Source organism: Lihuaxuella thermophila (assembly GCF_900110165.1).
GTDB classification, from domain to species: domain Bacteria; phylum Bacillota; class Bacilli; order Thermoactinomycetales; family Thermoactinomycetaceae; genus Lihuaxuella; species Lihuaxuella thermophila.
Map to the genome: position 1 here is coordinate 212,136 of NZ_FOCQ01000001.1, position 14,561 is coordinate 226,696.

Sequence of the window (14,561 nt, forward strand, 5' to 3'; positions counted from 1 at the left end):
AAATGGGAATTTTTGTAATGCCATAGGTATGAAACAGTAAGTTTTTGACCATACCCATATATTAAGAGAGTTTTTGGCTATGATTGGATATTATACGTAACACTTGACGGCGAAAGGAGTGCTTCTGTTGAGTTCATTGTCGGTGAAAGAGATAAGCTCACTGCTTACTTCGCGTTGGCTTTTTCCCAAATTAAGACTTGCTGATCAGGAGAATCACCCTCCACACCGCAACTGGGATGCTTCCACCCGGGCGGCACTGGTCATTTTATGGGGACTTTTGGTCTATCCGCAATTAGATCCGGATCTAAGACAAAAGGGTGGCATTCCCTCTGTTACGATTGACCGGCTCGTTCATCTGTTTAGCGAATACTTGGGAGAAAAGCAACAATGCGTGGAGATCTTATTTTTACTCAAACAACATGATTACATAAGGTTTCAGGCGAACCAGCGCATCGTTCCGGGAACAGGTTTATTAGCCGCCGTTGATGCTGCGAAGATGTACAAGTATTTTCGTTCATCACTCCTCTCCCGAAAAATGTTTCAATATTATAAAGCAATCGAAACTGATCAGGAATAAATGAAAAAACCCAGCTCATCCTCCTATGGAAGCTGGGTTTTTTTACTCTTGTTTTAACGATTCCAGGAATAAACGCAACGTTTTACGCTGGTCAGGAGAAAGTTCAAGAGCTACATGAACCAGGTGTTGAATATCTTCCGGCAGATGATGGATCAACTGCTGTTGTTGACCCATTTGGTTAATGAGTTGTTCAATCAAATTGCGTGACTCATTAATATGTTTGTAAGCTTGGATCAAGAGTTTTTCCGTTGGTTGATTCATGTTGAATTCATCCTACTCTTTGTCTGAATTGAGCAATTCCTCAATCTCCTGTTTGATGCGGATCAATTCATCAGGATTTAATTTATGCAGGTCGCGAATCATGATTTCTAACTTCATGGAACGAAATTCTTCTAAAAAGGATGGCATATAATGGGGACCCACAGACACGGAAAAATCTCCTTTCGGATTATGGTAAAGACATGGAGCCGGACTTATATTTTATCAAATATTCGACGAACGTCAATGATAATCCGGGTGTCTTTTATTCTTTTTTTGTCGTATTCCGGGGTCCTTGTTTCCTTTTTGACGAATTTATGAAAAAATCTTAAACCAATTGACAGTTTTGTGGTTTCGTTTTTTGCAAACGGGGTAATAAGTTTTCAGCTCATGATTTTTTTCTTCAATAAAAGAAAAGAATTGAGGTGCTTAACATGTTAGAACAACTAAAAGCACTGGAAGAACGTCTCACTTCGGTACAGCAAGAATATTTGCTGGCGAAGGAACGGCATGAATTTTTAGCGCAGTATGACTTGCATGAAGAACTCAAGCAATTGAAAAAAATGCACCGGGAGCTCAAAGCTAAAATAAAGCGTACTTAAGCATGAAAAGAGAATGATCGTCCAAAAAAATAGATCCATAAAACGTTTCCCCCGCTGACGGGGATTCCGGACAAATCCGGTGATCCAAATCTTTTTGGATCACCGGATCTGTTTTTGCATAAAAAAAGTACACCCTCAGGAGGTGTACGTGTTCCGGCATTAGAAATACTTCTTCTGTTGGTTATATTCCTTCAACAGCTCAACCGCTTCACGGAAGCGCTGGGCATGGACGACTTCCCTTTCCCGCAAAAACTTCAGTCCGTCGTTGAGGTCCGGGTCATCGGACAGATCGATTAACCATTGATAGGTCGCACGCGCTTTTTCCTCCGCGGCGATATCCTCATACAGATCGGCAATGGGGTCTCCTTTGGCTTGAATATAGGTGGCGGTAAAAGGAACTCCTGCGGCGTTGTGATAGAAGAGCGCTTTATCATGATCCGCGTAATGATCACCCAGTCCCGCTTCGCGCAATTGCTCGGGAGTGGCATCTTTGGTTAATTTATTAACGGATGCATGATGGATACCTATAGCTTGGGATAGACGACTAATGAGAACTCATCATTTTTTTGATGCTTTTCTTTGTGGTATAAGCAATGATCCACTACGCTTTTGAGCAGGATGTTTTTTTGTTTCGGGTCATCAAGGTGATGGTAAGTATCCAAAATATGACTGATTTTTGGAATGACATTCCGTTTGGCATTTTTCCTGGCTTTTTCCCTTTCCCATTTCATTTGATTTTCTTCGATTTTTTCGCGGACCTCTTTTAAGCGCTGTGCGATGTTGTTGGACCTTTCGATGTACGTCTGCACGTCATATACTCCTTGTTCCAACAAATCATGCAAGTTTTCCTTTTGTGTTTCCAGGTTCTTTTCTTGTTGTGTCAGGTTTTGCATGGCCAGCTCATAAACCTTTGTCTGGTCATTTGCCGGTGCTTCATGCAAATCCAATTTGATCTTGTACTCTTTCAGCCAATCATATAAAGCCTCCAACAAACGTGATTCAACATAATCGAGTCGGCTGCTTTTGTTTTTGCATCCGCCGCCCCTTTTTTTATGATCACAGATGAGATGGGCCACATGATAACGCGAATACTTCAAAAGCATGGTCCCGCCGCATTGATCGCAAATAATCAGCCCGGCTAAAGGATTTTTAAATGCATAATGATAGGGAGAATTTCTTCTTTGGGTCCTGATCTCTTGGGCTTTATGAAAAGTGTCGATGGAAATAACAGGTTCGTGTTTTCCTTCCACGTCAATCCATTCGGATAACGGGCGTGTCTTATGCTTTCGTCCGTTATGGTCCGGTGTTTTTCTCCGCTCCATTTTCCTCCATTGGATTCTGCCTATGTAAACCGAATTTCTAATAATACTCAGAACGCCGTTTGAACTCCAGGTTGTATGGTTGTAAGAAGGAATGCCCATTTCATTGAGTCGTTTGGCAATCAGGCGCGTCCCGATTCTCTCTTCTGTGTACCAGTTGAAAATTTGTTTTACTATGGCAGCCTGTTCCGGATCAGGAACCAGATAACGCCCGGAAGGGTCATTCTTAATTTGATATCCGTACGGAGGTCTGGCGCCGACATAGTTGCCATCCTGAACAGAACGGATCCGGCCGTTTTGGAGCCGGCGTGTAATGATCTTTAATTCCTTTCGGGCCATAAACGCCTCAAATTCGCTGTATTCTTCATCAAATTCATCTTGAAGATCGTACACTTTGCGCGGTGTGATAATTTTGGTTCGCGATTTTTGAAAGGTTTCAAGGATGATCCCTTGCTCACGCATATTGCCGCGACCCAACCGGTCCAGGTCCATGACGAGCACAGCCTCATAAAGACCTCTTTCCACTTCCTGAAGAAGTTCCATCATTTCAGGACGGTTGATCAGGCTTTCACCGGAAACAATTTCTTGGCGTATTTTTACGATGTTGAGTCCTTGTCGATGAGCGAGTTGCAATAAGGTTTTTTTATGTTTAGCCAGTGTTTCCCCCTCGCCGCGGGCTTCGGCTTCCAGGTCGGCACGGCTCTTGCGGAGATACATGCAAACTCTGTCCATAAGATCCCCCCTTCCTGTAGACATTTATATGCCCGTCGCCCGGGGAATTTCTGCAAACTCCTTACAGATGATTTGGATCAGACGATCATCCTATGTCTCTATTGACTTTTGATTCATCCCCCTGCTTATTGGAGGAAGCAAGCGTCCCAGTGACGCTACGTTGTCTTCATTTCTAAAACGATGAAATTTTTCACGGGCAAAAGAGAACACGCTAAAAATGGCATCCCATCCTTAAAAATCGCCGAACTTTCACCTGTTTTGCCCTCCATGCCGCTTTACATCCCAACTGCCGAGGAGTAAGATGGTCTCAATCTAAAATAAATCATCTCCATTCCAATCGCTGAATCCCATTTTTGGGAGCGGGGGAACCACGCGTAGGGCTGGCTTCGGTCATCCTCTACATGGGGTGAATCCCGGGCAAGCTTGTCCGGGTAGGGTGACTCTCAGCACCCAAACCCGTCAGCTAACCTCGTAAGCGTTATGAGAGGAGGAGTGTCGACGTGCTGAGCCACGGTTTGTTTTGTGGTGCCAAAAAAGCCGCGAGAAGACTTCCTTCTCACGGCTTTTTCGATTTGGCAAGGTGGTGATCGGTAGGATTTTTCCTTCTGCTGGGAAACTGGCTGACCATCTGTTTTAACCGCTTGACTCCATTCTTTTGAAAGGGAAGTGAAGTGTCGTGAACTACGTGTTGTTTTTTGAGGAAATCGATCGCCACAGCTTGCCGACCGTGGGTGGAAAAGGCGCCAATCTGGGAGAACTGGCTAAAGCGGGCTTTCCGGTCCCACCCGGCTTTTGTATCACCACAACGGCTTACCACCACTTCATGGAAGACTGGGCCGAGATGGATCAGTGGTTGGACCGATTGAACCGGTTAAATCCCGAACAGCTGGACGAGATTCGAGCATGGGGACAAAAAATCCGTGATCACATGCTGACACTCACGCTTTCTGAAACGGTCAAAGCATCGATTATCGAGGCCTGGGCCAAATTGGGAAAAGATTATGCGTACGCGGTCCGATCCAGCGCGACCGCCGAAGATTTGCCAACCGCTTCTTTCGCGGGCCAACAAGAAACCTATCTGAACGTCAAAGGGGAAGAGCAACTCCTGGAAGCGGTCAAAAAATGCTGGGCATCCCTGTTCACGGACCGGGCCATCGTGTACCGCATCAAGAACGGGTTTGATCACAAGTCCGTTTCCTTGTCTGTCGTGGTGCAACGGATGGTGTTTCCCGAAGTGTCCGGAATCCTGTTCACCGCGGACCCCGTGACGGGTCATCGGCGCACGGTTTCCATTGATGCGGGGTTCGGACTGGGAGAGGCGCTGGTTTCCGGGATCGTGACCGCCGATTTGTACAAAGTGCGCGATCATGAGATCATCCAGAAACAAATCGCCAAAAAGGAAAAAGGGGTTTTCCCGCTTGCCGGGGGCGGTACGGAAGTCCGGGAACTGCCGCCCGAATTTCGCCAAAAACAGGCGCTTCCGGATCAGAAGATCCTCGAGCTGGCGGAACTGGGACGAAGGATCGAAAACCACTACGGTTCCGAGCAGGATATCGAGTGGTGTATGGAGGGCGATGACCTCTATATCCTTCAAAGCCGGCCCATCACTTCCCTTTATCCCGTCCCTGCGGTGAAGGATAATGAATACCGGATCTATCTGTCGATCGGCCACTCGCAAATGATGACCGATTACATGAAACCGCTCGGGATCTCGATTTTTCAAGCGCTCGTTCCCTTTGATGAGGATACAGCTCCGTTTCCTGAGGCGGGTGGACGGCTTTACTGGGATTGTTCCAGTTTCCTGTTCCTGAAGCCCGTCCAGCGCAAGCTTCTCCAAAGCACGATCGCGGACGATAATGTGCTGGCGCTGAAAAAAGTGGTGCAATGCGAAGATTTTCAACGGCTGGCACCTAAGCGGGGCGTGATTCGAAAAGCGTTTGGCACCGTGAAAGTCATGTTGGCCATTTACCGGAAGATCATTCCCCGGCTGATCCAGATCTGGTATTGGGAAGATCCGAATCTCGCTGTGAAACGGGCCTTTGCCACTTTCGAACAAGACTTGGCCCAATTCAAACGGGCATTGTCCCAACGCACCGGCGCAGAACGGATTCGGTTGATCCTGGAGCATACCAACCGCGTTTTTTATACCATCGTCGATCCCTTGGCCTACACCTATGCCGGATTCATCGCCTTGCCGGTGATCAAAAGAACAATGAAAAAATGGTTGGGAGAAGAATGGGACGCCTCCATCCAAAAGTCCCCGCCCGGCAACATCACCAGCGAAATGGGGCTGATGATCGGGGATTTGGCGGATGCGGCCAGACCCTACCCCGAAGTCGTCCGCTATCTGGAACAGGCGGAAGACCGCACCTTTTATGAGGGTTTGAGCCAAGTGGAAGGCGGCGGCGCGTTCCGGAAAGAACTGGACCGGTTTATGGCAAAATTCGGGATGCGGGCACCCGGCGAAATCGACATCACGCGGGTTCGCTACAAGGAGGCGCCTACCATGCTTGTCCCGTCCATTCTCAGCCATATGAGAAGCAACGCGCCCGCGGAGCACCGGGAAAAATTCAAGCAAGGGGAACAAGAAGCCCATGAAGCGGTCCAGGCCCTGCTTAAGCGGGTGAAAGCGCGCGGCGGGGCCCGGAAAGAAAAAAAACTGGCCCGGCTCCTCGCGCTCTACCGAAATACCGTGGGAATCCGCGAATTGCCCAAATATATCATGATCCGTTATTTTGACCTTTACCGGGAAGCCATTTTGGAAGAAGCCCGGACCCTTGTTGAAACAGGGATGCTCGAGCAGAAAGAGGACGTCTTTTATTTGACGTTGAAAGAATTGATTGCCCTGCTGGAAAACGGCTTGAAGGTGGATGAGGTCACGGAACGCATCCGTTCCCGCAAGGCATCGGAAGAGGTTTACCGAAAGCTGACCCCTCCCCTTGTCATCACCAGCGAAGGGGAAACCTTCTCGGCGGTCATCCAGAACGAGCAGGCTCCTCCCGGTGCTTTGGTTGGCATTCCTGTATCCCCGGGTGTTGTGGAAGGATATGTCAAAGTCGTCCGCCGATTGGAAGAAGGAAAACTGAACAAAGGGGACATCTTGGTCGCTCCCTACACGGACCCCGGCTGGACTCCCTTATTCCATTCGGCCAAAGCCCTCGTAACGGAAGTCGGGGGGATGATGACCCACGGTTCCGTCGTCGCACGGGAATACGGAATCCCCGCTGTCGTCAGCGTGGAAAATGCGACCCAAATTTTGAAGGACGGTCAATACGTTCGTGTGGACGGAACCAATGGATATGTGGAGATTTTGGATGAGAAAAATGAATAGGGCGTACTGTTAAATTGGGCCGGAGCGGTTCACCATGTGACGGATGGCTCCGGATCATCCCGATATGTTCATCTGCATGAGATCATAAAAAAGGCCACCTTCAGGGGGAAGGTGGCTCATTTTCCATATCACATGCATGGTAAAACTGTTTAAGGTCTTATTTTGAAACGCCTGTATAGATATAAATCGCATCTCTCAGGAATTCAGTCATACCGGGCTGCTTTTCATAGTACGCCTTAAACCGCTCATCATCCACATACATTTGGGCAAGGCCAGCATGCGCTTCTTTGCTGTATTCGCTCCAGAAATACATCAGCCACTTTTTGTGCAACTCGGCAGTTTTCTGGGCGATGTCGCTGGCCGGGTCACCAGTTGCAAACGCTTCGGCAAGGGTTGCAAGGACTTCATCTCCCAGACGGGTAAGCTCTTCATACTCTTCTTTTGTCATGTTCTTCAATTTTTCATTGGACCGTTCCACGACATCATCGCCGTATTTCGCGCGGATTTCTTTCCCGTACTTCGCCTCGTTTTCATCAATCATCTGCTGCTTGAAACCTTCAAACTTCTCTTTATCGCTCATGGTGATTCTCCCTTCCATCGCATCAATCGTTTTTTCTACATTGGCGATCAATACATCCAACCGTTTTCTTTTTGCGAGGAGTTGTTCACGGTGTTCCCGAAGGGCTTTGGCTCCGTCATAGGAAGGGGAAGTGACGATTTCTTTAATGACGTCGAGGCTGACTCCTAATTCCTTGTAAAATAGAATTTGCTGTAAACGGTCTACTTCCGCCTGACCATAGATCCGGTATCCCGACGAGTTGATTCTTGCCGGCTTCAGAATCCCGATCTCATCATAATACCGAATCGTTCTGGTGCTGATTCCCGCCAACTGAGCCAGCTTCTGAACGGTGTATTCCATGTGATCACCTCCTCACACTTTCACTCTACACCTTTACGTATACGTCAATGTCAATACTTTTTTTTGGAGGAAGTGTGCCCTTTTTTTGCAAAATCAATCAAAGGGACCAGCGTGGATTCATTTCAAGCCGGAGGTCAGGTACAGGGTGAAGCTGGGATGAACGAAGAAAGGGCAGCTTGGCCTGCGCAGTGTTTCAGGGATTTTTGTTTGCATGAAAATGGCCTGCTAGCGAGTAGCAGGCGTTATATGTAAATCCCGATTCATTTACTTTTGGCCCTCCGTGTAAATTTGGAAGGTTACACCAAACTTATCCGTGACAATACCGTAAGCAGGGCTGAAATCTGTTTCTTGCAGTGGCATTTTCACTTGACCGCCTTGTAGCAAGGCTTCATAAATCTGTTTTGATCTTTCCAAGTTGTCAATGGTAATACAGATGGTAACTTGATCTCCGCTTTGGGATGGTTGACCCGGGAATGTGTCGGAAAACATAAGGTCCGATTCGCCAACTTTTAACATGGCGTGTGCGATAAGATCCTTGGCCTCTGCTGGTAAGGGGAATTCAGGGTTTTCCGGCATCTCTCCAAATGTTTGGTTGAAGAGGACTTTGGCATCGAATACTTTTTCGTAAAATTGAATCGCTTCCTTCGCATTTCCGTTCAGCATTAAATAGGGGCTTAATCGCAATGTCATGCTTCATCAGCTCCTTGAGTTCGGTGAATCTTACTTTTGTACTGTTTGCAAATTTCCGGAAAGAGTCAGGGGCAAATCACCATTGACCTTTGAATGAACCAACCCTATCTGTCAGTATTAACCATAATTCGATTATAATTCAAAGGAACATATGTTTGCAACAGGAAAATTGACAAAAGCCAATTGCACAGAGAGAGTTGTTTATGTATGGGGCTTTTGCAAATTGCGGGGAAGTTTATAGATAGTGCCATTCACAAAGGAGCCCTCATTCATAATCTGAATGAGGGCTCTTTGAGTCAATATTGGCAGGGGAGAGGGAGCGGACGATCACATAACCGGAATCAGCCGCTCAGTGATAATTCAAGGATTACTTGTCGGGTGAATCTGATGAAGAAAAGCAGTCATCGGTACGGAGTTCACCCTCAGACCCGCTTGATTGCATATCCCTGTTTAATCAAATTTCATTCCCTTGTGTATATCGAGCATTCGATTCCTCAAATCTTCGCCAATTGTTCCTCCAGTCGGTCAAGCGTAGATTTTGCTCCCTCCACGGCCCCGTATTCCTTGACCACCTTGTTCAGTTCATCAGCGGACTTGAAGAGCATCCTCATGGTAAGCTCCGTTTTATTTCCTTGCTCGGCAAACGTCACCGTCACCCGAAATGGTTCTTCATCTTCACCTCCGCCATGGGAGTAAACGAGTCGTTCCGGGCTTACAATCTCGATGAAGTCGATCCGATTCACATATTCAGTACCATCGGGACCGTGCATGATGTAACGCCATACACCTCCCGGCCTTACGTCGATTTCCTGCACCGTGATCGTAAACCCTTTGGGTCCCCACCATTTTGGCAAATGAACAGGATCGGTCCAAGCTTGAAACACGAGCTTCCGTGGTGCGTGGAAGACCCGGGAGACCAAGAGCTCCCGATCTTCTGCCTGTACAAAGGTAGTGTTCGAACCATTGCCTTCCGCCATGTTTCATTCCTCCCAGATCGTTTGGTTTATAAACCTAGGACTGCTTCTTGTCATCGCTTTCTTACAGTTCCTCCAGATAATCGTCCAACCGATCGAACCGCTCATCCCAGACGAGGCGGAGGGAAGCCATGTGTCTAACTCTTTAAGGGGATGGAGCCGTAGCTTGTAGATCCGTCGATTGGCGATCGCTTGCACCTCGACGAGCCGGGTATGACTGAGTACGCGAAGATGTTTGGTTGTATGCGGCTGATTGAGCTCAAGTCGATGGGAAATTTCCCCCACGGAAGGGGAGAGTAACGCAAGAGCTCTACCATGCGTTGCCAGTTTGGGTCGACAAGCGCGCTAAAAATCTTTTTCATGGTTATAATATACCCGAAATGGAATATTCCTGTCAAGGAATGTACAGTTCTTTTTAGCATGGATTATTAAGAAGTGATCCGGGCACTCCAAAATGCATTGAGAGACCGGAAAAATGACTGAGGAACACGAGCTGACAGTAAGAGGGGCTTTTATTTCGATTCAGAAATTTGGGGCAAAGGCCAAAATTTCCTTATTGACCTTTATAGCGAATGTATGTTCTAATAGATAAAAAGTTTTTATAATTCAAAATTGAGGTGAGGAAACTGGTGAGTGAAAAGATCAAAAAAATCACAACAAATTTGTGGTTTGATACACAAGCAGAAGAGGCTGCGGCGTTTTACGTTTCGATTTTTAAAAATTCCAGGCTCGGGAGAATTACCCGCTATGGAAAAGTGGGAACAGAAATTCATGGTATGCCGGAAGGGTCTGTCATGACTGTGGAATTCCAATTGGAAGGACAGGATTTTGTAGCATTGAATGGCGGTCCCCAATTCAAATTCACGGAGGCCATCTCCTTTATTGTCTGTTGTGAAAATCAGGAAGAACTGGACTATTACTGGGAAAAACTTTCGGAAGGAGGAGACGAGAAGGCTCAAGTGTGCGGCTGGTTGAAAGATAAGTATGGTGTATCGTGGCAGATCATCCCTTCCGACTTACAGGACATGTTACATGATCCTGATTCCGAAAAATCAGAAAGGGTTATGAAAGCTCTGTTCCAAATGAAAAAAATTGACATCCATACCTTAAAGAAAGCTTACGAGGGTTAGAGGGTTGAAAGGGGAAGGGGGGAGACAAGCGGCGATGGTACAGCATCTCCCCTTCCCCGAACGAGTGAAACGGTCGTTGCTCTGATCGGTCAGATCATTTCCATATTTCAAAGGAGGGGATTCCCCTCCTCTTTCATTCGGTGATTGTTGTTTTGCGTGCTAGGATAGCTGCTGCATGCTTCGGACGAGTATCATCATTTTACTTCAATTGATCGCTTTTAAGGGTGGGATTGCATCGCCTTGAGGCAAGATCATAACCATTCATCGTCATGTTGTTCTCGGCAAATCATTTACTTCATTCGCCGCCCGAATTCCGGACTCAATGGCTCCCTGAATCCAGGCAGGAAGGCTGGAGGTGTGTTCGCCGGCAAAGTGAACCCGTCCTTCGGGGGTTGCAATATAGGGGCCGAGATCCGATTCCTGTTCTGGTTTGAACAAGGCGAAAGCTCCTGCGGAAAAAGGGTGCTGGGCCCAGCTGTAAGAAGCTCCGGCTAAGCATTCACGGTAGACTTGATTGCCGTGAATGATGGCCAGATTTTTCAATGCTTGCTCAATCCGTTCTCCTTCGCTCAAGCTGTCCCAGGGAATGGCATCATCCTCCCATGTATAACTGGCCAAGACGACTCCGGGTCGCTGAGTGCCGAGCCCATAGCTGGGATAGTAAGTGAAACGGGTCGGGAGGTCCGTAATCGTCTTGCCGCCGTACAATCCTTCTCTTTCCCAGAATCTGCTTCTGAACTGAAGGCCAATCTTGGTCGAAGAGACATAATGAAGTTCACGAATGGCTTGCCGCTTCTTTTGCGAAAACGAATGATAGGGCTCCAATTCAACAAAGTGCAGGGCAGTAAAGGGGATGGTGATGATCGCAATGTCGCCGGTAATTTTAAGCGGTTTTGAGGTTTGTGTATGGACGCAATGGATCGTAACCTTGTTGTCGTGTTGCACAATTTTTGTCATTTTTTGCTGAAACAAGATATTTCTTTTCAATTGCGGATAAAAAGACCATGGAAGCTGGTCATTTCCGCCGGTAATCTCATAAAAGCGCATCCCCGGTGTGAGTAAGAAAATCAACTCCCTCAGCACGGAAACGAAAGCGAGCTCGGGAAATCCCTCGAGGGCAAGGAGCACTTTTATCATCTCGACAGCGCCCGCAGAGAGTGAGACCCCAACAGGATTATATCTTAAAAAATACTCCATTGAGTATTTATCAAATTCCCTGATAACGACAGGCCAATTTTGTTGCGGGTTTTGGTTGATGAAATCAATCACCGGCTGAGCGGCTAATTGAAACAATTCCATCGCCGTTTTACCTTTTTCTTGCGGAGCGACCGGATACTGAAGAATATCCGGATTTTGCTCATAATATTTCAATCGGGTTTTTATTCCATTCACATAAATGAGATCGTTCGGAGTGGTATTGATAAACTCATTGATGGGTAAACGGAATTTTTTTATGTATTCCAATGTCAGAACATGGGTATATGGGATGCGCATGGCACCTGCATCAAGATATTGACCGTCGACGAAGGGAGACCGCAATGTATAGATGCGCCCGCCAATCCTTTCGGAGGCTTCCAAAATGACCACTTTGTGCCCGGCATCCTTTAACAAAGAGGCGGCAACCAAACCGGAGATGCCCGCACCGACGATGATGATTTTTTTGGGAGCTTGCGTTCTCCTAAGCCCGTTTCTGATGATCGAAATCATTTGATCTGTTGTTAATTGTGGAGGTTGAGGTGTTGTCACGAACTCGGCCCCTTTCCCGTCTGTTTTCAGGAGCAATTTCTTTTTAGAAAAATGACTGCTTGAATCTGAATAGTTTTTATCAATTTATTCAGCTGCCGTTTTCCTATGCCAGGGACGAAAAAATGTCCGGAGTACGATCTATGGGGCGAGGAGAACAACTCCGAAAGGGGCCACCTACCCGACACTCCACGAAAACTTGCGGAAAAGTGAGCCGATTAAAGCTCGCTTGAGGCTGTTGACAAAGATAGATATTGTATACACGGAGTATGGACGATAAGCATCCGGTTATCCATACATAGTTTCTTCGGCAAACTGAAATCCGGCCTCCGTTGCCGAAAATAAACGGCAAAAGGTTGATCAAATCACACTTGAAAAATGGAAATAGCAATGAAGAGAGCCAGCCGATTCAAAACCGGCTGGCTCATTGTTCATTTGCTTTGTCTCGAATTCTAATCATAACGATAATTTTTTGACATGGATTTAGTCAATGATAGGATGAAGGCATCTTATACAATGCAAATGGATAAAATAGGGTTAATGGTTTTTGCTACAGTCATTTTTACAATATACTTATGATATTAAGGGAATTAAACAATAATTTGTAAATGGTTTTTAAAACTTCGACAAGGTCTCCAATTTATTTCTGGTGTTCATCGGGGGCATCCAGTTTGCGCTGCTCGTACAGTTACACTAGAGAGCGGCAGCTCGGGCAGGACATGATGAATTACATATAAAGGGGGTTTTGATCTTATCAATTACGAAGAAAGACGCCCTTCCGCTCCCCTGGCTCCTTATGTCAAATGCATCTGGCATCTGCGCAGAACGTACCATGCTGGGGAAGTCGGCGAAGTTCTATGGCCCGACGGCTGTCAGGAGCTTATTTTCCATTACGGCGCCTCTTACTCGACGGCTAATCGGTCGCTCCCCCGCGCCTTCTTTATCGGTATGTTGTCGCACTTCCACCACTTATACGCGGACGGCGAGATTCGATTATTCGGTGTGCGATTGCTGCCGTGGGGGTTGTCCGCGCTGTCGGAGAAGCCTGTCCGCTGTTTCAATGACCGTTTCGTGCCGTTGCAGGAGGTGTTCGCTCCCAAATCCGCCGATCTGCTTCCTCAGTTGGAACGCAAACTGGCCGATACGCTGGATATAAGCATGGCACAAGAACTGCTTGAAGCGTTCTTGTTGGATCTATACGCTCCGGATCGGATTGATCCCAAGATAACGCGTGTTTTGGCCAAGCTGTACGGGGACCCTATGACCTATGATATCGCCCGGGCCGTGCGGGATAGCGGCTATTCACAGCGCCAGTTCGAGCGTCGATGCGCCGAATTGACCGGGCTTTCGCCGAAGCGGTTGCACAAGATCGCTCGATTCAACCAGGCGCGGCTGCGCCTGATGTTCCAGCCGGACCTTGATTTACATGAATGCATGCTGGAGTTCGGATATTACGATTATGCTCATTTTTCAAAGGACTTCAAGCTGTGTCTCGGCGTAACTCCGGTCCAGTACTGCAAATGGGTCCGGCAGATGGCCGCCAAGCTCCACGGTTCACAAGATGTCGTTTTTTTACAAGACGAGCCGTGACTGATCGTGATAAAGTGCTTGTTGGAATCAAGTGAATTTGCAATATGTCAGGAGGAGTTTTGATATGATTACAAAAATCGCAACGGCTGCAGTATATGTGGAAGATCAGCAGAAGGCCAAAACATTCTGGGTGGAGAAGGTGGGCTTCGACCTCATTCGCGAAACCCCGATGGGTCCCGGCGGGGCATGGCTTGAGGTCGCTCCCAAAAGGGCGCAGACCGCATTAGTCCTGTATCCGCGTGCAATGATGAAGGGCTGGGAAAATATGAAGCCGTCGATCGTATTTGAATGTGACGACATTAACGCGACGTATGAACGCATGAAGAACAACGGCGTGAAATTCGAAGGCGAGCCGAAAACGATGGAGTGGGGCACTTTCGCTCAATTTTACGATGAAGACGGTAATATGTACGTGTTAAAGGGGTAAATGCAGTCAATGTACGAGAATCGAGTGGTTCGGGAAAGGAATCGAGCAAGCCGCGATTACTTGAGGGTTTGTCATGCTGAGGCTGAACATAGCAGCCTTCCTTCGAATTCCTATTCAACAAAAAAAGGTTGTTGAAGGCGGTTTCGTTCGCCTTCAATCCATTATTCGTTGCTTTCTACTGTGCTTTCAATAAAAAGACCTAAAACACCCCGGAGACAGAGAAGAGTTCACTCTGGAGAATTTTAGGTCTGCCTGCCGAACAGTCACCA

13 protein-coding genes, 2 pseudogenes and 1 riboswitch are annotated in these 14,561 nt (G+C 47.2%); of the genes and pseudogenes, 6 read left to right on the forward strand and 9 right to left on the reverse strand.

From position 1 onward, the window contains the following. Positions 1–127 precede the first annotated feature (127 nt). A complete protein-coding gene (locus BMW55_RS01150) occupies positions 128–577 on the forward strand; it encodes a hypothetical protein (RefSeq protein WP_089964528.1) in 450 nt (149 codons plus the stop codon). Between the two features lie 42 nt (positions 578–619). On the opposite strand, the gene BMW55_RS01155 is transcribed toward BMW55_RS01150, so the two are convergent. After that, positions 620–838 carry a hypothetical protein gene (locus BMW55_RS01155; protein ID WP_089964529.1) on the reverse strand — a complete coding sequence of 73 codons (219 nt, stop codon included), beginning with the start codon at positions 836–838 and terminating at the stop codon, positions 620–622. Between the two features lie 12 nt (positions 839–850). Next, on the reverse strand, positions 851–1,006 hold the full coding sequence (locus BMW55_RS19165) for a hypothetical protein (RefSeq protein WP_170839663.1): 156 nt from the start codon (positions 1,004–1,006) through the stop codon (positions 851–853). A gap of 263 nt (positions 1,007–1,269) precedes the next feature. Here BMW55_RS19165 and BMW55_RS19170 point away from each other — a divergent pair, with 263 nt between their 5' ends. Beyond that, positions 1,270–1,437 (forward strand): hypothetical protein, encoded by a 168-nt coding sequence (locus tag BMW55_RS19170; protein ID WP_170839664.1) that lies wholly within the window; start codon positions 1,270–1,272, stop codon positions 1,435–1,437. Between the two features lie 159 nt (positions 1,438–1,596). Here BMW55_RS19170 and BMW55_RS01165 read toward each other — a convergent pair. Together BMW55_RS01165 and BMW55_RS01170 are read right to left on the reverse strand one after the other, a co-directional pair. After that, positions 1,597–1,944, reverse strand: a pseudogene (locus BMW55_RS01165) (manganese catalase family protein); the annotation flags it as partial. Positions 1,945–1,961: 17 nt separating this feature from the next. After that, positions 1,962–3,488, reverse strand: coding sequence for a recombinase family protein (locus tag BMW55_RS01170; protein ID WP_089964531.1), 1,527 nt, complete (start codon positions 3,486–3,488; stop codon positions 1,962–1,964). A 328-nt stretch (positions 3,489–3,816) separates the two neighbouring features. Next, positions 3,817–3,980, forward strand: a riboswitch (cyclic di-AMP (ydaO/yuaA leader). Between the two features lie 184 nt (positions 3,981–4,164). On the opposite strand from BMW55_RS01170, the gene BMW55_RS01175 reads away from it, so the two are divergent. Further along, on the forward strand, positions 4,165–6,819 hold the full coding sequence (locus tag BMW55_RS01175; protein ID WP_089964532.1) for a phosphoenolpyruvate synthase: 2,655 nt from the start codon (positions 4,165–4,167) through the stop codon (positions 6,817–6,819). 157 nt (positions 6,820–6,976) lie between these two features. Here the strand turns inward: BMW55_RS01175 and BMW55_RS01180 are convergent, their stop codons facing one another. The 4 genes and pseudogenes from BMW55_RS01180 to BMW55_RS19605 form a co-directional block, all read right to left on the reverse strand. Then, positions 6,977–7,738, reverse strand: a complete 762-nt coding sequence (locus BMW55_RS01180; protein ID WP_089964533.1) for a MerR family transcriptional regulator — start codon at positions 7,736–7,738, stop codon at positions 6,977–6,979. Between the two features lie 264 nt (positions 7,739–8,002). Further along, a complete protein-coding gene (locus tag BMW55_RS01185) occupies positions 8,003–8,428 on the reverse strand; it encodes a VOC family protein (RefSeq protein WP_089964534.1) in 426 nt (141 codons plus the stop codon). A gap of 494 nt (positions 8,429–8,922) precedes the next feature. Then, positions 8,923–9,405: an SRPBCC family protein gene (locus BMW55_RS01190; protein ID WP_089964535.1), complete on the reverse strand. Its 483-nt coding sequence runs from the start codon at positions 9,403–9,405 to the stop codon at positions 8,923–8,925. 61 nt (positions 9,406–9,466) lie between these two features. Continuing rightward, positions 9,467–9,764, reverse strand: a pseudogene (locus tag BMW55_RS19605) (ArsR/SmtB family transcription factor). A gap of 267 nt (positions 9,765–10,031) precedes the next feature. Between BMW55_RS19605 and BMW55_RS01200 the strand changes: the two are divergent. Next, positions 10,032–10,532 carry a VOC family protein gene (locus tag BMW55_RS01200; RefSeq protein WP_089964536.1) on the forward strand — a complete coding sequence of 167 codons (501 nt, stop codon included), beginning with the start codon at positions 10,032–10,034 and terminating at the stop codon, positions 10,530–10,532. Positions 10,533–10,799: 267 nt separating this feature from the next. On the opposite strand, the gene BMW55_RS01205 is transcribed toward BMW55_RS01200, so the two are convergent. Next, positions 10,800–12,239: a flavin monoamine oxidase family protein gene (locus BMW55_RS01205; protein WP_089964734.1), complete on the reverse strand. Its 1,440-nt coding sequence runs from the start codon at positions 12,237–12,239 to the stop codon at positions 10,800–10,802. A gap of 789 nt (positions 12,240–13,028) precedes the next feature. Between BMW55_RS01205 and BMW55_RS01210 the strand changes: the two genes are divergently transcribed. Next, entirely contained in the window at positions 13,029–13,865 is an 837-nt protein-coding gene (locus BMW55_RS01210; protein WP_342027726.1) for an AraC family transcriptional regulator, read from the forward strand. Positions 13,866–13,929: 64 nt separating this feature from the next. Beyond that, positions 13,930–14,292, forward strand: coding sequence for a VOC family protein (locus BMW55_RS01215; protein ID WP_089964538.1), 363 nt, complete (start codon positions 13,930–13,932; stop codon positions 14,290–14,292). The last annotated feature ends 269 nt before the right edge of the window (positions 14,293–14,561 follow it).

Bases quoted from the DNA above. Each gene is read 5' to 3' on its own strand.
- BMW55_RS01155 (WP_089964529.1), bottom strand. From the start codon at position 838: ATGAATCAACCAACGGAAAAACTCTTGATCCAAGCTTACAAACATATT.
- BMW55_RS19170 (WP_170839664.1), top strand. From the start codon at position 1,270: ATGTTAGAACAACTAAAAGCACTGGAAGAACGTCTCACTTCGGTACAG.
- BMW55_RS01170 (WP_089964531.1), bottom strand. From the start codon at position 3,488: ATGGACAGAGTTTGCATGTATCTCCGCAAGAGCCGTGCCGACCTGGAA.
- BMW55_RS01180 (WP_089964533.1), bottom strand. From the start codon at position 7,738: ATGGAATACACCGTTCAGAAGCTGGCTCAGTTGGCGGGAATCAGCACC.
- BMW55_RS01185 (WP_089964534.1), bottom strand. From the start codon at position 8,428: ATGACATTGCGATTAAGCCCCTATTTAATGCTGAACGGAAATGCGAAG.
- BMW55_RS01190 (WP_089964535.1), bottom strand. From the start codon at position 9,405: ATGGCGGAAGGCAATGGTTCGAACACTACCTTTGTACAGGCAGAAGAT.
- BMW55_RS01205 (WP_089964734.1), bottom strand. From the start codon at position 12,239: ATGATTTCGATCATCAGAAACGGGCTTAGGAGAACGCAAGCTCCCAAA.
- BMW55_RS01215 (WP_089964538.1), top strand. From the start codon at position 13,930: ATGATTACAAAAATCGCAACGGCTGCAGTATATGTGGAAGATCAGCAG.